The 23,228-nt window shown below is 64.8% G+C and carries 23 protein-coding genes and 1 tRNA gene; 10 read left to right on the top strand and 14 right to left on the bottom strand.

Features of this window, described 5'->3' with window-relative positions; translation table 11 throughout:
- The first annotated feature begins 45 nt into the window (after positions 1 to 45).
- A complete protein-coding gene (locus CDO87_RS07800; protein WP_100928260.1) occupies positions 46 to 1,056 on the top strand; it encodes an amino acid ABC transporter substrate-binding protein in 1,011 nt (336 codons plus the stop codon).
- Positions 1,057 to 1,085: 29 nt separating this feature from the next.
- Here the strand turns inward: CDO87_RS07800 and CDO87_RS07795 are convergent, their stop codons facing one another.
- From CDO87_RS07795 to rpmH, 12 genes are all read right to left on the bottom strand, one after another.
- Positions 1,086 to 1,571, bottom strand: coding sequence for a histidine phosphatase family protein (locus CDO87_RS07795; protein WP_198521843.1), 486 nt, complete (start codon positions 1,569 to 1,571; stop codon positions 1,086 to 1,088).
- Entirely contained in the window at positions 1,568 to 2,227 is a 660-nt protein-coding gene (locus tag CDO87_RS07790) for a ferredoxin (RefSeq protein ID WP_100928259.1), read from the bottom strand. Before CDO87_RS07790 ends, CDO87_RS07795 begins: the two co-directional genes overlap by 4 nt.
- Positions 2,224 to 3,102 (bottom strand): acetylglutamate kinase, encoded by an 879-nt coding sequence (argB, locus tag CDO87_RS07785; RefSeq protein WP_370313263.1) that lies wholly within the window; start codon positions 3,100 to 3,102, stop codon positions 2,224 to 2,226. The genes CDO87_RS07790 and argB overlap by 4 nt, the downstream gene beginning before the upstream one ends.
- A gap of 173 nt (positions 3,103 to 3,275) precedes the next feature.
- Positions 3,276 to 3,926, bottom strand: coding sequence for a ribosome biogenesis GTP-binding protein YihA/YsxC (yihA, locus tag CDO87_RS07780; protein WP_100928257.1), 651 nt, complete (start codon positions 3,924 to 3,926; stop codon positions 3,276 to 3,278).
- Positions 3,926 to 4,669 (bottom strand): MOSC domain-containing protein, encoded by a 744-nt coding sequence (locus tag CDO87_RS07775; protein ID WP_100928256.1) that lies wholly within the window; start codon positions 4,667 to 4,669, stop codon positions 3,926 to 3,928. Before CDO87_RS07775 ends, yihA begins: the two co-directional genes overlap by 1 nt.
- On the bottom strand, positions 4,666 to 6,468 hold the full coding sequence (yidC, locus tag CDO87_RS07770; RefSeq protein WP_100928255.1) for a membrane protein insertase YidC: 1,803 nt from the start codon (positions 6,466 to 6,468) through the stop codon (positions 4,666 to 4,668). Before yidC ends, CDO87_RS07775 begins: the two co-directional genes overlap by 4 nt.
- A 137-nt stretch (positions 6,469 to 6,605) precedes the next feature.
- Entirely contained in the window at positions 6,606 to 8,150 is a 1,545-nt protein-coding gene (locus CDO87_RS07765) for a bifunctional diguanylate cyclase/phosphodiesterase (protein WP_100928254.1), read from the bottom strand.
- Positions 8,151 to 8,219: 69 nt separating this feature from the next.
- Positions 8,220 to 9,071, bottom strand: a complete 852-nt coding sequence (ttcA, locus tag CDO87_RS07760; RefSeq protein WP_100928253.1) for a tRNA 2-thiocytidine(32) synthetase TtcA — start codon at positions 9,069 to 9,071, stop codon at positions 8,220 to 8,222.
- 102 nt (positions 9,072 to 9,173) lie between these two features.
- Entirely contained in the window at positions 9,174 to 9,413 is a 240-nt protein-coding gene (locus CDO87_RS07755; protein ID WP_100928252.1) for a hypothetical protein, read from the bottom strand.
- Positions 9,414 to 9,773: 360 nt separating this feature from the next.
- The gene (gene yidD, locus CDO87_RS07750) at positions 9,774 to 9,995 is read right to left on the bottom strand and encodes a membrane protein insertion efficiency factor YidD (RefSeq protein WP_100928251.1); all 222 of its coding nucleotides are present in this window, start codon (positions 9,993 to 9,995) and stop codon (positions 9,774 to 9,776) included.
- A complete protein-coding gene (gene rnpA, locus CDO87_RS07745; RefSeq protein ID WP_100928250.1) occupies positions 9,992 to 10,384 on the bottom strand; it encodes a ribonuclease P protein component in 393 nt (130 codons plus the stop codon). Before rnpA ends, yidD begins: the two co-directional genes overlap by 4 nt.
- A gap of 35 nt (positions 10,385 to 10,419) precedes the next feature.
- On the bottom strand, positions 10,420 to 10,554 hold the full coding sequence (gene rpmH / locus CDO87_RS07740) for a 50S ribosomal protein L34 (protein ID WP_005854912.1): 135 nt from the start codon (positions 10,552 to 10,554) through the stop codon (positions 10,420 to 10,422).
- 395 nt (positions 10,555 to 10,949) lie between these two features.
- Here rpmH and CDO87_RS07735 point away from each other — a divergent pair, with 395 nt between their 5' ends.
- The 7 genes from CDO87_RS07735 (at position 10,950) to CDO87_RS07705 (ending at position 18,552) form a co-directional block, all read left to right on the top strand.
- A complete protein-coding gene (locus tag CDO87_RS07735; protein WP_100928249.1) occupies positions 10,950 to 11,687 on the top strand; it encodes a TVP38/TMEM64 family protein in 738 nt (245 codons plus the stop codon).
- Between the two features lie 128 nt (positions 11,688 to 11,815).
- Positions 11,816 to 13,237 (top strand): NAD(P)/FAD-dependent oxidoreductase, encoded by a 1,422-nt coding sequence (locus CDO87_RS07730; RefSeq protein ID WP_100928248.1) that lies wholly within the window; start codon positions 11,816 to 11,818, stop codon positions 13,235 to 13,237.
- Between the two features lie 34 nt (positions 13,238 to 13,271).
- Positions 13,272 to 14,654, top strand: a complete 1,383-nt coding sequence (locus CDO87_RS07725; RefSeq protein ID WP_100928247.1) for a HAMP domain-containing sensor histidine kinase — start codon at positions 13,272 to 13,274, stop codon at positions 14,652 to 14,654.
- A gap of 58 nt (positions 14,655 to 14,712) precedes the next feature.
- A tRNA-Arg gene (locus CDO87_RS07720) sits at positions 14,713 to 14,789 on the top strand.
- Between the two features lie 155 nt (positions 14,790 to 14,944).
- Entirely contained in the window at positions 14,945 to 16,504 is a 1,560-nt protein-coding gene (locus CDO87_RS07715; RefSeq protein ID WP_254698371.1) for a TniQ family protein, read from the top strand.
- 350 nt (positions 16,505 to 16,854) lie between these two features.
- The gene (locus CDO87_RS07710; protein ID WP_100928246.1) at positions 16,855 to 17,418 is read left to right on the top strand and encodes a hypothetical protein; all 564 of its coding nucleotides are present in this window, start codon (positions 16,855 to 16,857) and stop codon (positions 17,416 to 17,418) included.
- Positions 17,363 to 18,552 (top strand): IS3 family transposase gene (locus tag CDO87_RS07705; protein WP_100928245.1). Its coding sequence is split into 2 segments (ribosomal slippage): positions 17,363 to 17,615 and positions 17,615 to 18,552, totalling 1,191 coding nucleotides; the frame shifts between segments, so codons are not numbered across the junction. Before CDO87_RS07710 ends, CDO87_RS07705 begins: the two co-directional genes overlap by 56 nt.
- A 164-nt stretch (positions 18,553 to 18,716) precedes the next feature.
- Here CDO87_RS07705 and CDO87_RS07700 read toward each other — a convergent pair.
- Positions 18,717 to 19,523 (bottom strand): LuxR C-terminal-related transcriptional regulator, encoded by an 807-nt coding sequence (locus CDO87_RS07700; RefSeq protein ID WP_100928244.1) that lies wholly within the window; start codon positions 19,521 to 19,523, stop codon positions 18,717 to 18,719.
- A gap of 194 nt (positions 19,524 to 19,717) precedes the next feature.
- Between CDO87_RS07700 and CDO87_RS07695 the strand changes: the two genes are divergently transcribed.
- Both CDO87_RS07695 and CDO87_RS07690 read left to right on the top strand, forming a co-directional pair.
- On the top strand, positions 19,718 to 20,926 hold the full coding sequence (locus CDO87_RS07695) for a CynX/NimT family MFS transporter (protein ID WP_157814940.1): 1,209 nt from the start codon (positions 19,718 to 19,720) through the stop codon (positions 20,924 to 20,926).
- A gap of 250 nt (positions 20,927 to 21,176) precedes the next feature.
- Positions 21,177 to 21,638 (top strand): NUDIX hydrolase, encoded by a 462-nt coding sequence (locus tag CDO87_RS07690; protein WP_100928242.1) that lies wholly within the window; start codon positions 21,177 to 21,179, stop codon positions 21,636 to 21,638.
- Positions 21,639 to 21,712: 74 nt separating this feature from the next.
- On the opposite strand, the gene CDO87_RS07685 is transcribed toward CDO87_RS07690, so the two are convergent.
- Positions 21,713 to 23,056 carry a cytochrome-c peroxidase gene (locus CDO87_RS07685; RefSeq protein ID WP_100928241.1) on the bottom strand — a complete coding sequence of 448 codons (1,344 nt, stop codon included), beginning with the start codon at positions 23,054 to 23,056 and terminating at the stop codon, positions 21,713 to 21,715.
- Positions 23,057 to 23,228 lie beyond the last annotated feature (172 nt).

Here is a 23,228-nt window from a genome sequence, read left to right as displayed (position 1 = left end):
ATCCGACGGTTGATGGCGAGGCAAAGACCTGAAGGTGAGGACGGCATGTACAGGATAATCGGCGCAGGGCTCGCCATGCTGCTTGCGGGCGCCGCAACGGCAGGGACGCTGGACGAGGTCAAGACGCGCGGAACCCTGAACTGTGGCGTGAACACCGGGCTCGTCGGTTTCGCCTCCAAGGATTCCAATGGCGAATGGCGCGGGTTCGACGTCGGCATGTGCCGGGCCGTGGCCGCGGCCGTCCTTGGCGATCCGATGGCCGTCAACTTCGTGGAGACCACCGCCGCGACCCGCTTTACCGCGCTGAATGCAGGGGAAATCGACCTGCTGGTGCGCAACACGACGTGGAGCTTCGCGACGGACGTCGACCTGAAGGTCGATTTCGCCGGGATCAACTATTACGACGGTCAGGCCTTCATGGTGCCCAAGACGCTGGGGCTGAGCTCGGCGCGGGAACTGGACGGGCGGTCGATCTGTGTGCAGGCCGGCACCACGAGCGCGCTGAACGTCGACGAGTATTTCGACCGCTACCAGATGAGCTACGAGGCGGTGCCGGTCGAAGGCACGGCAGAAGCGCAGTCGCTTTACCTTGAGGGCGCGTGCGAGGTCTATTCGTCCGATGCCTCCCAGCTGGCCGCGATCCGCGCCACCTTCGCCAACCCGGGTGACCACGTCCTTCTGGAAGACATCATCTCGAAGGAACCGCTGGGGCCGGCGATCCGGCATGGCGACAACGACTGGGCCGATATCGTGCGCTGGACGCTGAACGCCCTGATCGCCGCCGAGGAGCTGGGCGTCAACTCGGCTAACGTCGACGAACTGAAGGCACAGGGCACCAGCACGCCGGAGATCAACCGGCTGCTCGGGCTCGAAGGGCGCATGGGCGAGATGCTGGGGCTCGACGCCGATTGGGCGGTCCGGGCGATCAAGGCGGGCGGCAACTATGGCGAGCTCTTCTCGCGCAATATCGGGGTGGACACGCCCATCGGTCTGTCGCGCGGACTGAACCTGCAATGGACCGAGGGCGGCCTGCTTTACAGCCCGCCGTTTCGCTGAGGCCGGGGCAGGGCTGACCGGCTTGCGGATCAGTCGCTGAAATCGCGCCCGACCGCGAAATCCACAGTTTCGCCCGGCGCATCCAGCGCTTTCCAGGCCGTGATCGGGAAATCCACCACCAACGTCGCGCAGGTCGGATAGTCGTCAAAGCGCGGATGGTCCGGCGGCGTGGCAACGATGCTATGCGCGAAAAGCCCGATGCCCGGGTTGTGCCCCAGCATCAGCACGGTGTCGCCCTTCGCCTTGCGCAGCGCCTTGCGCATCTTGTCCGGCGTGGCGAGGTACAGTCCCCTCTGGAAACTCGTCGGCGCGGTGATGCGCAACAGGTCCAGCGTCTCACGCGTGCGCTGCGCGCTGGAGCAGAGGATCTGGTCGGGCAGGTAGCCCTTCTCTCGCAGCCAGTCGCCCATGGCTTCGGCGGACCTCTGGCCACGGGCGTTCAGTGGACGGGCGGAGTCGGGTTGGCCTAGGGACCAGTCGGACTTGGCGTGGCGCATCAGGATCAGGCGTTTCACGGTCGGTAATGCCTCATGAATGCGGACATGTGGAAGGTGGACTGTTCGAGGCGCCGCCGGAAGTCTTTCGCCACCGGGCAGGCGCGCCGGACGAGGCAGCCCTGCCGGCACGCGGCCCCCTCAGGGCTTGCCACGTGGGCCTGACAGCGCGAGACATCGTAGGCCTGCCGCTCTGCCAGCGCGGACACCGGGCAGGCGGTCGTGCAGGGGGCGGCGCAGGTGTCACAGGGGCGCGTGGGCGGCGCGGGAAGGTCGAGCCGGTCGGGCAGGGCCAGCGCGCCGCGAAAGCTGAGGAACAGCCCCGCTTCGTCATGCACCAGAAGGCCCACGGGGGATGGCCAGCAGCGCCCGCTGTCCACCGCCCATTGCAGAAACGGCGGGTAGGGCGGACCGTCGGACGGGAAGATGGCGGGCGCGCCGAGGTCCGAGGCCAGCGCGCCGATCACCCGTTTCGACCAGCGGTCCAACGGGTCCTTGCCGCCGTCGCCATACTCGGGCGAAGCGGTGAACACCTGCCAGAAGCGCGGCTCGTCCGGGCCCAGCAGCACGATGGTCCCGGTGCCTTCGGGTGCGCCGTCGTCCGGGCCGGGATGCAGCGCACCGCGCACGGCGAGTGCCTGCGCGCGGGCCGCGGCATCCACCCGGTCGAGGGTCATCTGCGCGGGGTGAGCGGCGGCAGGTCCGGTTGCCGGATCATCGAGCCGGAGCCATGTTCGGTGAAAAGCTCCAGCAGGCAGGCGTTGGGCACGCGGCCATCGACGATGACCACGGCGCGCACGCCTTCCTCCAGCGCCTTCAGCGCGGTCTCGGTCTTCGGGATCATGCCGCCCGCGATCACCCCTTCGGCGGTCAGCTTGCGGATGTCATCGGGGACAAGCTCCGTCACCACCTCGCCCGAGCTGTCCTTCACCCCGGCCACGTCTGTCAGAAGAAGCAGGCGATCCGCCTTCAGCGCACCCGCGATTGCCCCGGCCGCAGTGTCGCCGTTGACGTTGAAGGTTTCGAGCGGGTCCATGCCGGTCGCCACGGGCGCCACCACGGGGATGATCCCGGCGGTGAAGAGGTCGCGCAGCACCTGCACGTTCATCTCGATCGGGCGGCCGACAAAGCCCAGTTCCGGATCGTCGGCCTCGCAGACCATCAGGTCGTCGTCCTTGCCCGACAGGCCCACGGCGCGGCCGCCCTCGTCCATGATCGCCTGAACGATCCGCTTGTTCACGAGGCCGGTCAGCACCATCTCGACCACTTCGACGGTGGCCTGGTCGGTGACGCGCTTGCCGCGCACGAACTCCGACTTGATGTCGAGCCTCTTGAGCATGTCGTTGATCATCGGCCCGCCACCGTGCACGACGATGGGGTTCACGCCCACCTGGCGCATCAGCACGATGTCACGGGCAAATTCCGCCATCGCGTCGGCGTCGCCCATCGCATTGCCGCCGAACTTCACGACGACGATGGCGCCGGAATAGCGTTGCATGTAGGGCAGGGCCTCGGAGAGGGTCCGGGCGGTCGCTTTCCAGTCTTTGTTCATGTTGCGCGGTCTCATCTGGTCGTTCCCTTGGCATCTGCTGCGACAATGCCGCGCGCGGGACAGGAATGCCAGTGGGTGTTGTGGCAAAGACGGGAGTGCGCAAGCTGCTGTCCGACGGTTTCGTGGATACGGCGGGTGCCCCCAAGTTGGGGCAGGGCCCCGCGTGCCGCGGATCAGTCCAGCGTTGCGATGATGCTGCGCAGGGTGCCGATGCCGTCGCCCTTTTCGCTGCTGGTCACGACGATCTCCGGGTAGGCGGCGGGATGCTTGGCCAACTGGCCGCGGACCTGCTCGAGGATCTTTTCGTGCTCGGCACCCTTCACCTTGTCCGCCTTGGTCATCACGACCTGAAAGGTCACGGCCGAGCGGTCGAGCAGGGTCATGATCTCGTTGTCGACCGCCTTCACCCCGTGGCGATGGTCGATCAGCACGAAGGCCCGGCGCAGGGACACCCGCCCGGCAAGGTAAGCCTTAAGCAGGGCCTGCCACTTCTCCACCACCTTGACCGGCGCGTTCGCAAAGCCGTAGCCCGGCAGGTCGACGAGGTAGCGTTCGCTGCCAAGCGTGAAATAGTTGATTTCCTGTGTCCGGCCCGGCGTGTTCGAGGCGCGGGCCAGCCCCTTTCGGCCGGTCAGGGCATTGATCAGACTGGACTTCCCGACGTTGGAGCGCCCGGCAAAGCAAACCTCGGCCCGGTCGTCCGGCGGCAGGCCGTTCATCGCGACGACACCCTTGAGGAAGTCGACCTCACCGACGAACAGCTTGCGCGCGGCCTCGCGCGCAGCGTCATCGGGTTCCTCGGCCAGCGGAAAGCGCAGTTCCATCACAGGCACCTCACGTCGTCGCCGATGGCGATCCGGCCGGGGCGGACGACTTCTGCCCGGACGGTAAAATCCCGGTGGCCCCAGGTGTCGAGCGCGCCGAGCACGTCATGGTCGCGGGCGCCGGTGTCGGGATTGTTGTGGGTGGCAAGGCAGCGGTCGGTGCGTTCGCGGACGTGCAGCACGGCCTCTCCGATCTGGACCTCGCGATCCATCCAGTCGAACTCTTCCCACGGAGCGCCGCCGTCGAACCACAGGTTGCCGCGCCAGCGATGCACGGAGAGCGGTTGCCCCACGCGCTGTTCCACCGCGCGGTGCGACGAGAGGTTGCCAATGGTGATCGACGGAAACTCGCTGTCGGTGAAACCGCGCGTCTCTCCGCGAACGACGCGGGCCGACTGTGCCCGGTTCTCCGGCACGAAGCCGCGCGTCCAGTCGATCAGCCGCTCGCCCTCGGTATCGGGATCGAAGGTCAGGTCCGGGCGATCGGGATGAGAGAGCGTCACGACGCCCCGCTCTTCGTCCAGCCGGGCGGTGATCGCCGCCAGAAGCGGCGCCTTGGTTCCGATCGAGAAGTTGTTGCAGCGCACCCAGCGGCTGCCATCGGCGTCGCTGTGTTCGTGCGCCACGGCCCAGTGACGGTCCCAGGGCAGCGTCTGACCGGGCGCAAGCTGCGCCTCGGTCAGGGCCTCCCGGCCATGGCTCTTGATCGGGAACCGCCAGATCTGGGTCAGCCGCGCGGTCATTTCTTCGCGGCCGCCTCACCCTTCTTGCCGCGCTTGAAGCTGCCCCTGATGTTGCCCAGCACGTCGGGGTGATAGCCGTGGCTGCGCATGATCAGGTACTGCTGCGTGAAGGTGATCGTGTTGTTGGTGATCCAGTAGACCACGAGACCGGAGGCGAAGCCGCCGAGCATGAACATGAACACCCACGGCATCCAGGCAAAGATCATCTGCTGCGTCGGATCGGCCGGCGCCGGGTTCAGTTTCTGCTGAAGCCACATGGAGATGCCGAGCAGGATCGGCAGGATGCCGATGAAGACCAGCGCGAGGATCGAACCCGCCTCGGGCGCGGCCCAGGGCAGCAGGCCGAACAGGTTGTACAGCGAGGTGGGATCAGGTGCGCTCAGGTCCTGGAACGGCCCGAAGAAGGGCGCGTGCCGCAGTTCCAGCGTGACGAAGATCACCTTGTAGAGCGAGAAGAAGATCGGGATCTGCAGAAGGATCGGCAGACAGCCCGCGGCGGGGTTCACCTTTTCCTTCTTGTAGAGCGCCATCATCTCCTTCTGGAGCTTCTCGCGGTCGTCGCCCGCGCGCTCCTTCAGCTTCTCCATCTCGGGCTGCAGTTCCTTCATCTTCGCCATGGAAGCGTAGGACTTGTAGGCCAGCGGGAAGAGCAGGATCTTCAGCAGGACGGTCAGGCCGATGATGGCGATGCCCATGTTGCCGATCACGCCGTGCAGCCAGTGCAGGACAGCGAACATCGGCTTGGTCAGGAAGAAGAACCAGCCCCAGTCGATGCTGTCGAGGAAGCGGTCGACGCCGTTCTTCTGGTACTCGCGGATGGTTTCCCATTCCTTGGCGCCGGCGAAAAGCTGGCTGGTGACCTGCTGGGTCTGGCCGGGAGCCACGGTCATCGTCGGCATGCGCGCCGTGGTCTGGTAGATGTCGTTGCTCTGGTTGTGGAATGTGCTGATCTTGGTCCCGGGCTGGGTCGGGATCAGGATGCTCATCCAGTAGTGGTCGGTGAAACCGGTCCACCCGGCGGTCTCCATGGTGGTGTCCTGGTGCTGACCGGCGCTCTGGAAATCGTCGTAGTCGGTTTCCGCCAGTTCGCCGTCGATCATGGAAATCCCGCCTTCGTGAAGAATGAAGAAGTTCTTCACGTTCGAGGGTTCGCCATGGCGGGCCAGCACGCCGTAGGGGGCCAGCGAAACGGAGGCATCGCTGGCGTTCTCGACGGTCTGGGTGACGGTGAACATGTAGTCCTCATCGACCGCGATGGTGCGGCGGAAGACCAGGCCCGACGGGCTGTCCCAGCGCAGCGTCACGGGCGTCTCGGTGGTCAGCGTCTCGCCGGTCTCGACACTCCAGACGGTGTTGGCGCCGGGCACCTCCTCCATCGAGAGGCCGCCGCCGGGGGCCCAGCCGTACAGCGTATAGTAGGCATCGTTGGAGCCCACGCGCTGGAACACCTGGACGATTTCGTCGCTGTCGAGCGAGACGGTGTAGTCCTTGAGGCGCAGGTCGTCGAGGCGGCCGCCGGTCAGGGCGATGGAGCCTTCGAGACGCGCGGTTTCCAGCGGCAGGCGGGGCGCGTCCGCGGCGGCGCCGACGGGCTGTCCGGTCGGGGCCGCGGCTTCGGTGCCGGGGGCCGCGTCCGGGACGGCGGCCACGCCGGGCGCCGGGTCGGCAGTCTGCGTCACCTCAGCCGGGGCATTGGGATCCTCGACCGGCTCCTGCGGTGGGAAGAGAATGAACCATACGAGGATGACAACGAAGCTGAGCGCCGTTGCCAGGAATAGGTTCTTGTTCTGTTCATCCATCGGGGGGGCCTGCCTTTCCACTTGAAAGTCACCGCCGGGTTCAATCGTCCCCGGCCTGAAAGGTCAAGCGGATTCCGGTCATATATGCGAGATGCGGCCCATGGTAACAGGCAGGCGCAGCGCGCCGCACGGCGAGATCAGCCGGAACTGCGTCCCAGCCGCTGGGCCCCGGCGATGCGTTCGTCATGCTGATGCGCCCATTCGGCGATCTGGTCGGCGGGCATCGGGCGGGCGATGCCGAACCCCTGGACATGGTCACAGCCAAGCTGTGCGAGGAGGGCGTGTTCGCCCACGCTTTCCACCCCTTCGGCCAGCGTTTCGAGGCCCAGCCGGTCGGCCATGCCCAGGATTGCGGCCAGCATGCGGTGCTGGTCTTCGTCCCGGTCGATGCGCGTGACAAAGCTGCGGTCGATCTTCAGCCGGTGCACCTTGAACCGGCGGAGCGAGGTGATGGAGGCGTGGCCCGTGCCGAAGTCGTCGAGGTCGATCTGGCACCCCAGCTTGCCCAGTTCCACGATGTTGCGGGCCACGACCCCTTCGGGGGAACTGGCAATGACGGTTTCCAGCACTTCGACGCCAAGCCGTTCCGGCGTCAGCCCGAAACGATCCAGCTCCCATTGGATACGCTCCACCAGTCGGGGATCGCGCAACTCCTGGTCGGAGAAATTGACACTGACCCGCGGGATCGACAGCCCGGCGGTGTCCCAGCTGCGCAACGCCGTCAGCGAATGTTGCAGGATGACCTCGGACAGGCGTTCCATCCGGCCCGCGTCTTCGAGAACACGGAGGAACTGTGCCGGGGGGACGATGCCGCGGGTCGGATGGATCCAGCGGGCCAGCGCCTCCACCCCGCTTATGCGCCCGGTGGACGTGCACAGCTGCGGCTGGAACCACGGCTGGATCTGCCCGGCGGCAAGGGCGCGGTCGACCTCGGACTTGAGTGTCTTCTGCTCCGTGTGCGCGAGCCGCATGTGTTCCGACCAGGCGCGGATGGCGGAGGGGCCGTTGGCGACCGCCTCGGCAAGGGCGACCTGCGCCGCTTCGAGAAGCTGCGCGCCCTTCGCACCGGATGGCATGCGAGGACTGCCGCAGAACCCGACGGAGGCCGACAGGTAGCGCATGGAATTCTCGATCGCCGCGGGCTCTTCCAGCGCGTTCTGGATGCGGGTCGCCAGTTGCAGCAGCGCCTCCAGATCCAGCCTGAGCGACGGGCCCAGCAGCACGAGGAAACGGTTGTCGCCCATGCGCACGGCGGTGTCATCGCGGCGTAGGGCATTGCGCAGCCGCGACAGCGACAGGTCGCGCAGCGTGTCGGCGGTCGTGTCCCCTGCCTGCTGCGATACATCGTCCAGCCCGGCCAGTTCGACGATCATGCAGGCGGTGGACAGGTTGGCGGCCACGGCGCGATCCAGCGCCTGCTGGGCAAGTGCCCGGGAGGTGTCCTCATCCGCGAGATTACCCTTACGCTCGGCGGGATCCTCGGGCGCCTCTGGCGGCGCGCCGTTGGCGAAGACATAGAGCAGCGGGGCACAAAGGGCGGTCAGGATCAGCAGCGGTTCGCCACCAAGCCAGAAGGCGGTCAGCACACCGGCGGGCAGGAAAGCGAGCACCTGCGGCCCGTGCAGGCCACGGCGCAGGAGGATCCGAAGTCTGCCGAGGCTCTTGTCGAAGGAAACCTTCATCTCTGCCCGTCCCTTTCCATTCGGAAGGGAGACTAGAAGTCGGGAGTAACCCGCTCCTTAACGCAGAGATCAGAAGTCGCTCGAATTGCTTGTTTTGCCGCCGATATCCAGCCCGGCGAAGTCGAACAGCTTCGGGTCGAGCATGTGCGACGGCCGCACGTTCGTGAGCGCCTTGAACATCACTTGCCGCCGTCCGGGACTGTTTCTTTCCCAGCCGTCGAGGATCTGCTTGACCTGCTGCCGCTGCAGGCCGTCCTGGCTGCCGCACAGATCGCAGGGGATGATCGGGTAGTTCATGTCGCGCGCGAACTTCTCGCAGTCGGCCTCGGCGACATGGGCGAGGGGGCGGTACAGGAACAGGTCGCCTTCCTCGTTCACCAGCTTCGGCGGCATGGTCGCAAGGCGCCCGCCGTGGAACAGGTTCATGAAGAAGGTTTCAAGGATGTCATCGCGGTGGTGCCCCAGCACGACGGCAGAGCAGCCTTCCTCGCGCGCGATCCGGTACAGATGTCCGCGCCGCAGCCGGGAGCAGAGGGCGCAATAGGTCCGCCCCTGCGGCACCTTGTCCATGACGATGGAATAGGTGTTCTGGTACTCGATCCGGTGCGGCACCTGCATCTTTTCGAGGAACTCGGGCAGCACGGTCGCAGGAAAGCCGGGTTGCCCTTGGTCAAGGTTGCAGGCCAGAAGCTCGACCGGCAGCAGGCCGCGCCACTTCAGCTCGTGAAGGATGGCGAGCAGGGTGTAGCTGTCCTTGCCGCCGGACAGGCAGACAAGCCAGCGCGCACCTTCCTGCACCATGCCGTACTGGTCCACCGCCTCGCGCACGTTCTGCACAAGCCGCTTGCGGAGCTTCTTGAACTCCGTCGTCTTGGGGGCCCCGTAAAAGAGCGGGTGGATTTCGTCGTTGTCGTCGAGCATGGCGGCGGCTTAGCCGTTCGGATGCCGCCGCGCAATGGCGACGCGCACGGCATGGCCCGCTAAAGCGCAGATCCGCGCGGCGTGGCAGCCGCGCGGCCTCTGTCAGAACAGCCCGGCGCTCGGCGGCAGTCCGGGCCGCAGGCTGCGCTGTTGGGGCGGCAGACCCAGATCGCGCCGCAGGTGCGGGGGCAACTCGTTGGCGAACACCGGAGGCCGCCGCTTGCGGCCCTGACGGGACAGCAGGGTGAACAGTACGGCGCGCAGCACCGGAAGGGCACCGTGCCGGCTGATGAGAGTGCTGATTTCGCCGCGAACGGGCGACGGATTTGGAATCGTGATCATGAGAGACTTCCCAAGGCACAGACGCCAAGGGCTCCTGCTTGAAGAAAGGACCGAGCCGGGTACCGGGTCATGCGAAAGGCATGGGGCCGGTGTGGAGCGGTTTATGGATGTGTGATGAAAGTGTGCCTCTGATCAGAGGCGGGGGGCGTTACGCGGCGCAGCGATAGGCTGCGGATCGTAGTCCCCATGCAGTCATCGGGACAGCCTTGCGGGGCGCATTTTGCTTGGTCATCATGCACTCCTTCTCTGTCAGGTTGACGTGCGCCGCCCTGTTAGCAGGAAAAGCCGAAAAATGGAGAGATGTTTGCGGCCACGGGCGAAAGATCGTTCCGCTGTGGCCGACCGGCATCAGGCAGGCGCTCAGTCGGGGACGTTGTCGATGCCCGAGCCACCCCATGGGTGACACCGTCCGATGCGCCGCGCGGCGAGCCACGTCCCCCGGAAAGCGCCATGCTTTTCAAGTGCTTCCAGTGCGTAGGCAGAACATGTGGGATGGTAGCGGCAGCCGTGGCCGACCCAGGGCGATCCCACCAGCCGATAGGCCCGGACAGGCAGCGAGACCAGCCAGGCGGCGGGCGTCATTCCCGCCCCCCGTGCACGACCGCCAGGGCCTTGCGGAGATCGTCCTGAAGCAGGTCAAAGGGGCGGTCCGCGGTCTTTTCCGCGCGCCCGATCAGGACGTAGTCGTGATCTGCGTGCACGCGTCCGGGCATGACCAGACGTGCGATCTCGCGCAGACGGCGCTTGGCCCGGTTGCGGGCGACGGCGTTGCCGACCTTCTTTGAGCAGGTGAAGCCGACCCGCGGGCCTTCGGCCTCACCGGGGTCGCGTTTACGGGCCTGCAGAAGGAAACCTTCGCAGGGCACGCGACGCGCGCGCGCCGCCTTCAGGAAATCCGGCCGGCGCTTGATGACCGTCAACGGCAACAAAGCCGCCTCGGCTTCAACCGGGGCGGCTTTCGAAGGCGCCATGACGGCGCCAGCCGTGTCGTCCTTGCGGGTCAGGCTCAGGCGCAGAGGTTCTTGCGGCCGCGCGCGCGGCGGGCGTTCAGAATCTTGCGGCCGGCTTTGGTTGCCATGCGGGCACGGAAGCCGTGGCGGCGCTTGCGGACGAGGTTGGACGGTTGAAAGGTGCGTTTCATCGCGGCTACTCCGGTTCATTGGCAGGCGAGAAGACAGTGCGAGTCGCCCGCCAGGGACGTTGGAAGCCCTGCCTATAGGGAAGAGGACTTCACTTGTCAAACACCTGTTGAGAAACTTCTGCGCTGTCGTAACGGCGCAGGGAAATGCCACGGCAGAACGCCGCGCACCCCGCCGTAGTGAGCGATTTCAGCCTGTTGCGCAACCGGCTTCGCGGCACCTCCGTTTGTTACAGTGCCCCGACTGCGCGGGCTGCCAATGTTTCAGAAACGGAGCGCCGGACCCGTGTTTGTCACGTTTCCGCGTCCCGAAGATCAAGCGGGTGTGAGAACCCTGTTTCCGGGGAGGCGCCCGGCGCATCTATGGGGCAGTATGGCCGCACACGAGGGACAGGACCATGAGCGAGATGACAGACCCGAGGGCCGGCGCGGCCGGACTGAAGCGGCACCTGCCGCTGATCCTGATCGCTGCGGTTGCGCTTGTTGGTGTGTTTACGCTGCGCGACACCCTCAGTTTCGAGACGCTGGCCGAGAACCGCGATGCGCTGATTGCCCTGCGCGACGACCATTTCGTGCTGATCGCCGCCGCCTTCGTGCTGATCTACGTGGCCATCGTCGCCTTTTCCCTGCCGGGCGCCGCGGTGGCGTCAATCACCGGCGGGTTCCTCTTCGGGCTTGTGGGCGGCACCGTGCTGAACGTGATTTCGGCAACTGCGGGCGCCTGCCTGATCTTCCTCGCCGCCCGCGCTGGTCTGGGTGAAATGCTGTCGGCGCGCATGGATGCGTCGGAAGGGCGGATCGCAAAGCTGCGCGACGGGCTGCGCGAAAACGAGATCAGCGTGCTTTTCCTGCTGCGGCTCGTGCCCGCCGTGCCGTTCTTTGTCGCGAACCTGCTGCCCGCGCTGGTCGGGGTGCGCTTTCGCAACTACGTGTTCACCACCGCTCTGGGCATCGTGCCGGGCGCCATCGTGTTCACGTGGATCGGCGTCGGTGTCGGCGAGGTGTTTGACCGGGGCGAGACGCCGGACTTGTCGATCTTGTGGGAGCCGCATGTGATCGGCCCGATCCTCGCCCTCTGCGCGCTGGCGGCCTTGCCGATGGTCATCAAGGCTGTGCGCGGAAAGCGCGAGATCTGAGCTGCCGGCCCTTTGCAAGGAAGGGGCGGGCGAATGTCCTCGCCTTCGCCGCCCTGGTTCCGGATACCATCGGCATGGCCCGTTACACCTAGCCTAATAACGCCAAGACCCGGGAAGGCACCTGACCCATGCAAAAGCTGTCCTGCGACATTCTCATCCTCGGTGCCGGGTCGGGTGGCTTGTCCGTCGCGGCGGGTGCCAGCCAGATGGGCGCCGACGTCATCCTTCTGGAAGGCCACAAGATGGGCGGCGACTGCCTGAACTACGGCTGCGTGCCGTCCAAGGCGCTGATTGCTGCGGCGGACCGGGCGCACATGATGGGGCGACTCTCCTCTTACGGCATCGCCAACGTCACGCCGGACACGGATTACGCGGCGGTGCAGGATCACGTCGCCGGTGTCATCGAACAGATCGAGCCGGTCGACAGCCAGGAACGGTTCGAGGGCTTCGGCGTGCGGGTCATCCGTGCCTTCGGGCGGTTCGTGGCGCCGACGGAGGTGGAGGCAGGCGACTACAGGATCACCGCGCGCCGGATCGTGATCGCCACCGGCTCTTCCCCGATGGTGCCGCCGATCCCCGGACTCGACAAGGTGCCATACCTGACGAACGAGACGCTCTGGTCGCTGAAGACGCGGCCCGAGCACCTGCTGATCATCGGCGGCGGCCCCATCGGGATGGAAATGGCGCAGGCGCACCGCAGGCTTGGCTCTCGCGTGACGGTGCTGGAAGGGGCGAAGGCCCTTGGCCGTGAAGACCCCGAGTGCGCCGCCCGCGTGCTGGAGGCGATACGCGCCGAGGGCGTCGAGGTGATCGAGGAGGCAAAGGTCACGCGCGTCGGCGGCACCGAGGCGGACGGCGTGTCGGTGGTTCTGGAGGACGGCCGCGAGATCGCGGGCTCTCATCTGTTGGTCGCGGTTGGACGGCGTGCGAATACGGAGACCCTCGGCCTCGACGCCGCGGGGATCGAGACGACGGGCACCGGGATCAAGGTGGACGCCGCGCTGAAGACCACGAACCGCAAGGTCTACGCCATCGGCGATGCGGCAGGGGGGCTGATGTTCACCCATGTGGCGGGCTACCACGCCGGGATCGTCGTCCGTTCTGCCGTTCTGGGTCTGCCTGCGAAGGCCGGCACCGCCCACATCCCGCGCGCCACCTACACCCGCCCGGAACTGGCGCAGGTCGGGCTGACGGAGGCCGAGGCCCGCACCGCGCACGGAGATCGCCTTGAAGTCGCTCGCTTCGACTTCGGCCACAACGACCGCCTTGTCGCCGAGCGGTCCGCGCAGGGGTTCATCAAGGCGATGGTGGTCCGCGGCCGGCCCGTGGGCGTGTCCATCGTCGGCCCCCAGGCGGGTGAACTGGCGAACTTCTGGTCGATGGTGATTGCCAACAATCTCAAGATGAGCGCAATTTCTGCGATGGTTTCGCCCTATCCGACTGTTGGAGAGATTAACAAACGGGTGGCCGGAGCCTATTTTTCCCCCAGATTGTTCGAAAACCAGACCGTGAAGACGGTTGTGCGCCTGATCCAACGATGGCTGCCCTGAGAAATTGACCTGACCGCCCCATGCTGACCGCCCCATGCTAACCTCGCTCTCTGGCCGTTTCCTGTTTCTCACGGTGATCTTCGTGATGCTGGCCGAAGTGCTGATCTTCGTGCCCTCGATCGCGCGCTTCCGCGAGGACTTCCTCGAGTCGCGGTTGGAGCGGGCGCAGATCGCGTCCCTCGCGGTCTTGGCCGACGACATGCTGTCCGAGGAACTGGAGGCGGAACTGCTGGACAATGCAGGCGTCTTCAACGTCGTGCTCCGCCGCGACTCCATGCGGCAACTGGTGCTGACCTCTCCGATTCCGGGCGAGGTCGACATCACCTTCGACCTGCGGGAAGCGAGCGCCTGGGACCTGATGCGGGATGCGCTCTACAGGCTGATTGCGGGTGAGCCGGCGATCATCCGGGTGATCGGCGCCCCGTCGCGCGACGCGGGGCAGTTGATCGAAGTGACCATGGACACAACCGAACTGCGCACCGCCATGGTCGACTACGGGTTGCGCATCCTTTTGCTGTCGGCGGCGATCTCGGTCATGACCGCCCTGCTGCTGTTCCTGGCCGTCCGGCGGCTGATGGTGCACCCGATCAAGCGCGTGATCGGCCACATGATGCGTTACGCCGAAGCCCCCGAAGACGCCCGCCGCATCATCGCGCCCTCGGCCCGGGTCCGGGAACTGCGCGAGGCGGAACAGGCGCTGCAGGCGCTCGAGACGCAACTGACGCAGGCGCTGCGCCAGAAAGAGCGTCTGGCCCAGTTGGGCGGTGCGGTGGCGCGGGTCAGCCACGACCTGCGCAATATCCTGACCTCGGCCCAGCTGTTCACCGACCGGATCGAGATGTCCGAGGACCCGGCGGTCAAGCGCATGGCGCCGAAGCTGGTGAACTCCATCTCGCGCGCCGTGTCGCTGTGCGAGAACACGCTGGCCTTCGGTCGGGCGGAGGAGCCCGCACCCTCGCTGACGCTGTTCAACTTCGCCGAACTCACCAACGAGGTGCTGGAGGCCGAGCGGCTGGCCATCGGCGACTCCGACCTTTCGCTGTCGGAGGACGTACCCGCCAGCCTGATGATCCGGGGCGATCCGGAACAGATCTACCGCGCGCTCGCCAACCTCGTCCGCAACGCGCGGCAGGCAATCATCGCCACCGGCAAGCCAGGGGAGATCTCCGTCGCCGCTTGGGCGGAGGACGAGGCCTGGGTCATCAACGTGACGGATACCGGCCCGGGCCTGCCGCCCAAGGCGAAGGAGCACCTGTTCCAGCCGTTCCAGGGCGGCGCGCGCAAGGGCGGATCGGGTCTCGGTCTGCCGATCGTGTCGGAACTGATCCGGGGGCACGGCGGCACGCTGGCACTGAAGCGCAGCGACGAGACCGGGTCGTGTTTCGAGATCCGCCTGCCGATGGGGGACATGAGTTGAAAAATCTCGAGAATGCCCCTTGCGCATCCCGGACACGGACGGTACATGCACGCCTCACGGACCGATAGCTCAGCTGGATAGAGTACTTGACTACGAATCAAGGGGTCGGGGGTTCGAATCCTCCTCGGTCCGCCAGAATTTCAATGTGGGGTGTCAGGCAAAACTGACTTTCATGTCAGATGCCTGACCCCGCAGACGGAACTTACAGAACACGGAGTGGCGTTGCCCAGTTGAGCTCGTGATCGTAGGGTCAGGACAATCCTGCCTTTGTCTGATCTCGGAAGTCTCGTTTGGCCAAGAGCCTCCCTGCCATCCCCGGAAATACCTTTCCTCAGTTGCCGCTGACTGTTCGGCATGCCGCGTTCGAGCCGGCATCGTCTTTGCTGTCCCGACTCGCGGCCCGGAACGGCGCAAGCTCCATGCAGCGATTCTGCGGCGATATTGCCTTTCCGATCGATCCCTTGTTCCGCGGGGATAAGGTCGCGATAGGGCAATTGGCGCAGCTGGCCGGGTGCGATGCGGCTGCGTTGGAGCGGGTGTCTGTCTGCCATCTTGGTAAAGGGCATTTCCGTCTGCGAGACGAATTTGCCTCCCGCAAGAGCTTTCAACGCTTGCGGGTCCGTGTCTGTCCCGAGTGTGTAAGGGCGGAGTCGCCGTCTACAGCTGAATCGTGGCGTGTACCGCGCCGCCTGCAGTGGAAATTCTCGTCGATCAGAAGCTGCCCCGAGCACGGCTGCATGCTGGTGAACCTTCCGCCAGAGAAATTTAGCAAAGATGCCAGGGATTTTTCGGCGCAGCTTCGGAAGCACTACGGGTGGATCTTGGATCAGCCGATGATCCCCGCAGGCCTCAGCTCTTTCGAGCAGTACCTCACCAACCGCATCCTGAAAGGGCGGGGCGATCGATGGATCGACCGTCTCGAGCTCAATGTGGTGTCGCGCGCATGCGAGGTGCTGGGGCTGCGCGTCGCTAAGGGGCCAGACGCCTCGCTTGCGGGGCACAGAGAAGCCGACTGGATGAGTTTCGGTGCCTTGGGCTACGACGTGCTGAAAGATGGCCCTGTGGCCCTCTCAGACTGCCTCGCGGCGATGGCGCGTGAGGAGGGCGTGGATGGGCGTTTCTTCGGTCGTGTTTTCGGTCCCTGGACCACATGGCTGAAAAGCCGGAGCCTCGGTGACGAATTCGAACCCCTGCGTGACGTCGTGCGGCGGCACGTCTTCGACCATTTCTCCGTCAGAAGAGGAGTGCTGGTGCTTGGGGTGCCGTCGGGGGGAAAGGCTGCGTTGAACGCGCAGAAGCCATTTCCGCTCAAGGGATTCGCCAAGCGCAACGCAGAGGACTTGGTGCGCCGCGGCCTCGCAAAGCGTCAGGCTGATGGCAGCATTGTTCCGGCGGGCTTCGTGACGCAGCGAATGCTTGAGGCATACGAGCGCGAGAAGAAGTCCTTCCCAGCTTGTAAGGGCTTTGGCGCAAAAGTGCCTGTGGAGGCGCATGGTGCCGACGCTGGAGAAGCGGCGGGTGAGGCCCATCTCTCCATCAGCGCCGTCGCGCAGGAGCTACGCATCACCGCAAAGACAGTGGGATATCTGGTAGAGAACGGATTGCTGCACGGAGTGGATGCGACGGAGCTCTACCGTCGAGGGGCGACAGTAGTCACCGCTGGTAGTCTGATGCAGTTCCGCGAAATCTTCATATCTTTGGGTCAGCTTGCCGGCGTCGCTCAGCGCCCTCAGGGCGCTTTGTCTATGAGACTTAGAAATGCAGATGTGGCCCTCCTGGCGATGCCACACGACTTGAGCAGAATTTACTGGCGCGAGGACGTGCGCGTCTACGTCGCTACCGAGCAGTAACATTTCGGCCCCTAGCCCCCATGAGCGCGGAGTGAGCTGACTGGGCCGGTGGTCTCTCCCGGAAGCGGTCGTTCGGCGTGCGGCGCAGAAATTCATTCTGCTACAAGGTCGGCATCCTAGTCCACCTCATCGGGCAAACGGCCTTCAATTGCTGGGCTCCCCACGCCTGGAATTCATCAGTGTTGACCTGCGCTCGAAAATGGCACAGCTTAGGGACGGCCTTTCTCGCAGGCCGGTGTGCCCGCCATACGAAGCTTTGCAGCGATCTTGACTTTGAACAGCAGACTTCATGCCATCGGCGGGTCTGATTAGCAGCGGGCACCTAGTCGGATCCAGCTTGGACATGGATCATGACAGAGAACGATAAGCTTAAGGCTTTGAAACTTCTGGCAAAGCGTTACGCCAGAGCGACGGGGCAGCCGCAACACGCCGCGCTCGACGTTATTGCTGCTCGATTGGGCTTTTCTCATTGGAACGCATTGACTGGCAGCGCGAAAGGAGAGTGGGACCCATCCGAAGCACAAGTCGCCGCGATAAAGGCTTTCGTGCAACGAATTACGTCCCACGAGGGTACAACCTTTGACCATATCTTCGGGGGGCCTGACGCCATCACTCGAGGAGAAATACAAGGGCATCCATACGAATTATGCACGATGCTCGGCGACGTTCGTATGGAAGGTGACAGCTGGCGCATATTACTGCCAGAAAATCCTTCGGCCACCCCTCGTGTTGAGGTCGACATCGAGCACGCCCAAAATAGCCCGATGAACGATCGAGAGCTGCTCGCAGAGGCGATGACCTGCCACGGGATTTTTCCTCCACCGTCGATTAGAGTCCGGCCCAACCTGAGGACGGACAATGAAGCGAACGAGATTCACGGACGAGCAGATCATCGGCATCCTGGCCGAGCATGAGGCCGGCGCGAAGTGCGCCGATCTATGCCGCAAGCACGGCATGTCGGAAGGCACCTTCTACAACTGGAAGGCCAAGTTCGGTGGCATGACGGTATCAGAGGCCAAGCGGCTGAAGGCGCTTGAGGATGAGAACGCCAAGTTGAAGAAGCTTCTGGCCGAACAGATGCTGGATCTGGCGGCGATGAAGGATCTGGTTTCAAAAAAGTGGTAGGGCCCGCGGTGAAGCGCGAAGTCGTCGCCTATCTTCAGGCTGAGCATGGCCTGTCGGAACGGCGGGCCTGCCACATCGTCGGCGCGGATCGCACGATGATCCGCTATCGATCTCAGCGCGCGCCGGACACGGTTCTGCGCGGCCGGTTGCGGGACCTGGCCAACGAGCGTCGGCGGTTCGGCTACCGGCGCCTGTTCGTGCTGCTGCGCCGCGAGGGCGAGCCCTCGGGGATCAATCGGATCTATCGGCTCTACCGCGAAGAAGGGCTGACGGTGCGCAAGCGGAAGGCGCGGCGCAAGGCGGTCGGAACGCGGGCACCGATCCTGGTCGAGGCGCGACCGAACGCCCGTTGGTCATTGGATTTCGTCCATGACCAGTTCGCCAACGGCCAGCGCTTCCGCGTGCTCAACGTGGTCGACGACGTCACCCGGGAATGCCTGGCGGCGATCCCGGACACCTCGATCTCAGGGCGCCGTGTCGCGCGTGAACTGACGGCCCTGATCGAGCGCCGCGGCAAGCCCGGCATGATTGTCAGCGATAATGGGACGGAGCTGACCAGTAACGCGATCCTGCGGTGGTGTTCCGAGCACCGGGTCGAATGGCACGACATCGCGCCGGGCAAGCCGATGCAGAACGGTTTCGTCGAAAGCTTCAACGGCCGGATGCGCGACGAGCTGCTCAACGAGACCATGTTCCGCAATCTGGCCCATGCGCGGATCGTGATCGCAGCCTGGGCTACGGACTACAACACCGAGCGCCCCCATTCGGCCTTGGATTACCAGACCCCGGCTGCCTACGCGCGGACCCTGACCACCGCAATCGCCCGCCCCGCTGCGCGAGATGAAAGCTCCGCGCGCCGGGCGATTGCTCAACCTGCGCCAACCGGCGTAAACACTAACCGGGCTCCGGTCGTGGCTGGATGAAAGTTCAGTGGCAGGTCATCTTCGCTGAACCTCGGTCGCTCCTCTATACGTTTCCTCGTCGGAGCGGACTTTATCGTAGCCCGGAGGGAGGGGCTGGGCGCAGTTCAATGGGCTCTTGAAAGGCTCGAACGGCGCGGGTTTCGATCCTGAGCGAACCACTTCGTCTAACATTTGATGCTCGAACGCAGCGCCCCTATCATTCTTGCATTCTCGATGGCGATTGCGCTCTGGTCCGCAAAGCTGCGGGCGATCTGGACGGTTCTTTCGTCGAACGGACGCAATTGCTGACGATAGATCGTGAACGCCCCTATGAGGCGTTTTCCAGCCAGCATCGGGATTGCCGTGAAGGAACGCGCGCCGCCCAGCACAGCCGTTGCGTGGCGGAGGGGATCGTTCTGGCGAAAGATCGGCTCAGCCCGCACGTCGGGGATGTTTACGACATCCAGGCTCTTCTCGAGCCTGCCGATTGCCGTCTGCGGGCTCGGCCTGTAGCTGCCGCGCTCCTCCCACCAGTCCTCGAACGCCGGTGGTATGCCCTTCATGAATCGCGCGGTAAATCCGCTGCCCGGGTCATAGGTCAGCAACAATCCGAACTGTGCGTCGTAGAGCTCCAGCGCGTAGCCCAGAAGCGCTTCGATGACGTCGTCGATCCGGCCCTCCGACCGGCTGATGATGCGAAGGACTTCGCCAATCGCCTGTTCGCGACTGAGCGCCTCTTCGAGGCTCAGGGCCAGTTCCGAGATGATCGCGGCCTGGTCGGTCTCTTCGCGTGGCCCGACCGCGTCGCCTTCGAGGATCTTGAAGAGTTCCAGTTTCGAGGAAATGCCGAGCTTTCGATAGATTGATGCCAGATGCGTGCGCACAGTGGACGGCGCTATGCCAAGCTGGTCCGCGATCCGGTAGTAGGTGCCGCCGCTGGCATAGGCGCGTGCGATCTCGGTTTCGCGTCCGGTCAATCGTTCCTTGTCCACTGTCGGGCCTCGAAAATGGCTGACGCAAACCATCTTGCTTGGCACCTGCAGGCTTGCCAATACCGCATTTGCATGAGGGCCTATCCGGCAGTTGCAGCATGAAACGTGATGCGTCTGGCCGATACTCACGTTCAGTGGGCGAGTGTAATCTGCCGCAATACTTTGGTCACAGACGTCAATCGGAGCAGGTCCGCATGCCTCAGCAAGTCTTTCCGCAAAGATGGCGCATATTGGCTCTGCTGTTTCTGGTGCGCATGACCATGGCGATCCAGTTCCAGATGGTCGCTGCACTGTCCCCGGTCATCGAGGATGCCTTTGCCGTCAGCCTTGCCGATGTCGGCATCCTGATTGGCCTGTATTTTGCCCCCGGCATCTTCATCGCGGCGCCTGGCGGCGCACTTGGGCGATACTTCGGTGAGAAGCAGGTCGTTCTCGCGGGGCTGGGCTTCATGTTGATCGGCGGGGTCATGATGACCGTGTCGGGCGACTGGTCCATGCAACTCCTTGGACGCGTCTTATCCGGCGTGGGAGGCGTCTTTCTGAATGTGCTGTTGACCAAGATGGTGTCGGACTGGTTCGCGGGGCGGGAGATCAGCCTGGCGATGGCCGTTTTCGTCAATTCATGGCCGGTCGGGATCGCGGTTGCCTTGATCGGCTTGCCGGTCGTTGCGGTTTCAGGTGGGCTGACGCTTGCCATGGGTCTTGTCACCGGGCTGATCGCCGTGGCGCTGCTTGGACTGTGGGCGATGTATCGAGCGCCCCGGGACCGCGCGCAATCCGCCCTGGCAAGGTCCGGCAGCGTGCGTGGCGCCCTTCTCTGGGCGGTGCTGGTGTCGGGTGCGATCTGGGGCCTTTACAATGCAGCGCTGGCCATCGTGTTCAGCTTTGGCCCGCAGTTGTTCGTCAGCCGCGGCATGGGCCTCGCAGAGGCGGGCTCGGTGACGTCAATCGTGCTCTGGTGCCTGGCTATCATGGGGCCAATTGCCGGGACTCTGGCGGATCGGAGCGGCCGCAGGCTCCAGATCATCGCGCTGGGAAACCTGAGCTTCGCGTTCTTCGTCGTGCTTAGCTCGGTCATCGGGAACTCGGTCGCCTGTGTCGTAGCGATCGGTCTGTCCTCGGGCGTGGCAGTGGGCGCCATGGTCAGTCTGCCCTCGCTGATACTCCCGCCTGCGTCGCGATCCTTGGGCATGGGTCTCTTTTTCACCGTCTACTATGTCTGCATCGCGGCCGGGCCGATGGTGGCGGGGCAGGTTTCGGAAAGGGTGACGCTCGCGGCGACGTTCCAGCTGGCGGCGGTGCTGCTGGTCATAACCGTCGGTCTCTTGCCCCTCTTCCACTGGTTGTCGGCGAAGGTTTCAGCGGGGTCGGCACTTGAAGGCGCCAAAGCCAAGTTGGTTTGACCCCTCAATGCCACCTTGATGAACCCACACGCTGAATGGCAGGGTGCATCATGCTTCACCGTTTCCCTCTGGCAGGTGATCGGCGGCGACGACCCCGCGACGGTGCTGCATGATCGTTGCCGGACAGGGCGTGCGGCACTACCCTCATCGGCTGGAGGATGTGTCCGGGTTCATGTCCGCTTTACCCGAATGCGGTAGGCCACCCCGACGATACATGCGAGCCGGGAGGCGGAGGAGCACGACACGTCACATGCCAGAGGTCGGCGAACAGATCGCTGCCCTGCCGTTGCGGTGGAGCGACAAGGACAGGTTGCAGGTCCTCATGGTGACCTCTCGTGACACCGGCAGGTGGGTCATGCCCAAGGGCTGGCAGATGGACGGAAGGCAACCCTGGACCGCGGCCGAGATCGAGGCCCTGCAAGAGGCGGGCGCGGTCGGTCACGTGGGGCGCCAGCCCATCGGGTCCTTCAGCTACGCAAAGATCTTGTCCGACGGGTGCATCGTGCCCTGCACCGTCCGCGTCTACCCCATGCTGGTCGAAACGCTGCGCCGTGACTGGAAAGAGCGCAAGCAGCGCAAGCGGCGCTGGTTCTCGATAAAGGGCGCGGCGAGGCGTGTGGTGGAGGAAGATCTGGCGCAGCTTCTTCTGGATCTGGACCACAAGCAGCGCTCCCGCACGCTGTGGCGCGACCTGAAGAAACGGCGAGTCTGAGGGCCTCTACGGTCATGGAATAGGCGCGGCCACCTGGCAGCCGCGCCGCAGGATTGTCAGAGGTCGCTAAACCTTCAGTCCACCGGCAGCCCGCTTGGCACCCGTGCCGGGCGGCCCAGCGGGCGCTGCAGCGCGGTCTTGCCGGTCAGCGCCCCGAGGAAGGCCTCCAATGCCACGATGTCCTCCTCGACCATCGCAACGGGCACGATGTCCAGTGCCCTGGCCTGCCGCTGCTGTTCCTCGCGATGGGTGACGATGGTGAAGTCCTCGATGCTCAGCCAGGGCACATCGGGCAGGCGGGCCATGCCGGGCGACCAGCGGGCGCGTGTCGTGACCGGATCGCACATGTGGCGGATCATGTCGCGCAGGTCGCTGTAGGCACCGTTGTGCCCCCACGGCCCGGTCAGCGTGACGTTGCGCAGGCTGGGGACGCGGAACTTGTAGGCGTCCGCCGGATCGCCCGTGGTTTCCATCCGGCCCATGTCCACCGGCAGGAGGTTGCCTTCGAACTTGCGGCCGGGCCCGAACTGCGGAACGCCCGCGGCATAGAAGTTCTGGTCGGTGAACAGCGGGCCGCTGTGGCAAGTCACGCAGCCGGCGTCGCCGAAGAACAGCTCCCGCCCGCGCTCGGCCAGCGGTTCGAGCGGCGTGCCGTCGCGCAGGTAGTCATCGTAGGGGCTGTCGAAGCTCTGCCATTCCGTCCCGATGAAGGCGGCGATGGCGTTGACGATATCCACGATGCCGATATCGTCGGCGCTGGTCATTTCCGGGTAGGCGACAAGGAACGCGGCCTCGTACCCGGGGTTGTCGCGCACGCGTTGCGCAATGGTGTCCCAGCCTTCGGTAAAGCTCGCCTCGAAGGCGTCGGCCACCGGGTTGTCGCCGGCGCGGCCCTTCATCTCGTCGGCGGAGGTCATTGGGAAAAGCGCCTGCGCCGCGAGAGGCGAGTTCAGGCCGGAGGGTGTCTGGTCCTTTGCCGGGGTGCGGAACCCGGAGGGCTGATCCGCGTCCACCTCGACCCGCCCGTCATGGAACAGCACGCGGCGGTCGCTGTGCCCGAGGTTCCAGAGGGCCGGGGCATTGCGCGGGATGCGGGCCTTCACACGGGTGGTGCCGACAAGGCCGGACAGTCGGTCTGGCCCAAGGCCGTACCCGCCTTCTCCGATGCCGAGGCTGACGCCGTCGGCGCCGTGCAGACTGTGGTGATGGCAGGTGGCGCAACTGATGTTCATGTTGCCGGACAGGATCTTGTCGTAGAACAGCAACCGCCCGAGCCGCGCCTGCGCCGGGTCGAATTGGGTGTAATCCTCGGCGTCCAGCGTCTCGGCATGGGCGGGCGTGCCGGACAGCACCGCCGCGGCGCAGCAGGCGATGAAGACGCGGGTCAGCGTCTTCAGGAAATGCGTTGTCAGAGGCATGGCAGACCTTTGATCAATGGGAAGGAAGTATGGATGACTAAATCGTGATCTCGTTGACCAGACAATGCAAGTAGCAGGTGTGCAATGGAAATCTTCGGAGTTACCCCACAACTCGCCGATTTCCGTCAATGAACTGGCAATTATTCCCGATTCAGGGATGTGCTGGACCTAG

It is taken from the genome of Sagittula sp. P11, from assembly GCF_002814095.1.
GTDB lineage: Bacteria > Pseudomonadota > Alphaproteobacteria > Rhodobacterales > Rhodobacteraceae > Sagittula.
The sequence above is the reverse complement of the archived record's forward strand: the minus strand, read 5'-3'. Positions and strand labels throughout refer to the sequence as shown.

Excerpts from the sequence above, each read along its gene's own strand:
- CDO87_RS07800 (WP_100928260.1), top strand. The coding sequence starts at position 46 with ATGTACAGGATAATCGGCGCAGGGCTCGCCATGCTGCTTGCGGGCGCC.
- CDO87_RS07790 (WP_100928259.1), bottom strand. The coding sequence starts at position 2,227 with ATGACCCTCGACCGGGTGGATGCCGCGGCCCGCGCGCAGGCACTCGCC.
- argB (WP_370313263.1), bottom strand. The coding sequence starts at position 3,102 with ATGAACAAAGACTGGAAAGCGACCGCCCGGACCCTCTCCGAGGCCCTG.
- yihA (WP_100928257.1), bottom strand. The coding sequence starts at position 3,926 with ATGGAACTGCGCTTTCCGCTGGCCGAGGAACCCGATGACGCTGCGCGC.
- CDO87_RS07775 (WP_100928256.1), bottom strand. The coding sequence starts at position 4,669 with ATGACCGCGCGGCTGACCCAGATCTGGCGGTTCCCGATCAAGAGCCAT.
- yidC (WP_100928255.1), bottom strand. The coding sequence starts at position 6,468 with ATGGATGAACAGAACAAGAACCTATTCCTGGCAACGGCGCTCAGCTTC.
- CDO87_RS07765 (WP_100928254.1), bottom strand. The coding sequence starts at position 8,150 with ATGAAGGTTTCCTTCGACAAGAGCCTCGGCAGACTTCGGATCCTCCTG.
- ttcA (WP_100928253.1), bottom strand. The coding sequence starts at position 9,071 with ATGCTCGACGACAACGACGAAATCCACCCGCTCTTTTACGGGGCCCCC.
- CDO87_RS07755 (WP_100928252.1), bottom strand. The coding sequence starts at position 9,413 with ATGATCACGATTCCAAATCCGTCGCCCGTTCGCGGCGAAATCAGCACT.
- yidD (WP_100928251.1), bottom strand. The coding sequence starts at position 9,995 with ATGACGCCCGCCGCCTGGCTGGTCTCGCTGCCTGTCCGGGCCTATCGG.
- rnpA (WP_100928250.1), bottom strand. The coding sequence starts at position 10,384 with ATGGCGCCTTCGAAAGCCGCCCCGGTTGAAGCCGAGGCGGCTTTGTTG.
- rpmH (WP_005854912.1), bottom strand. The coding sequence starts at position 10,554 with ATGAAACGCACCTTTCAACCGTCCAACCTCGTCCGCAAGCGCCGCCAC.
- CDO87_RS07735 (WP_100928249.1), top strand. The coding sequence starts at position 10,950 with ATGAGCGAGATGACAGACCCGAGGGCCGGCGCGGCCGGACTGAAGCGG.
- CDO87_RS07730 (WP_100928248.1), top strand. The coding sequence starts at position 11,816 with ATGCAAAAGCTGTCCTGCGACATTCTCATCCTCGGTGCCGGGTCGGGT.
- CDO87_RS07725 (WP_100928247.1), top strand. The coding sequence starts at position 13,272 with ATGCTAACCTCGCTCTCTGGCCGTTTCCTGTTTCTCACGGTGATCTTC.
- CDO87_RS07710 (WP_100928246.1), top strand. The coding sequence starts at position 16,855 with ATGACAGAGAACGATAAGCTTAAGGCTTTGAAACTTCTGGCAAAGCGT.
- CDO87_RS07695 (WP_157814940.1), top strand. The coding sequence starts at position 19,718 with ATGCCTCAGCAAGTCTTTCCGCAAAGATGGCGCATATTGGCTCTGCTG.
- CDO87_RS07690 (WP_100928242.1), top strand. The coding sequence starts at position 21,177 with ATGCCAGAGGTCGGCGAACAGATCGCTGCCCTGCCGTTGCGGTGGAGC.
- CDO87_RS07685 (WP_100928241.1), bottom strand. The coding sequence starts at position 23,056 with ATGCCTCTGACAACGCATTTCCTGAAGACGCTGACCCGCGTCTTCATC.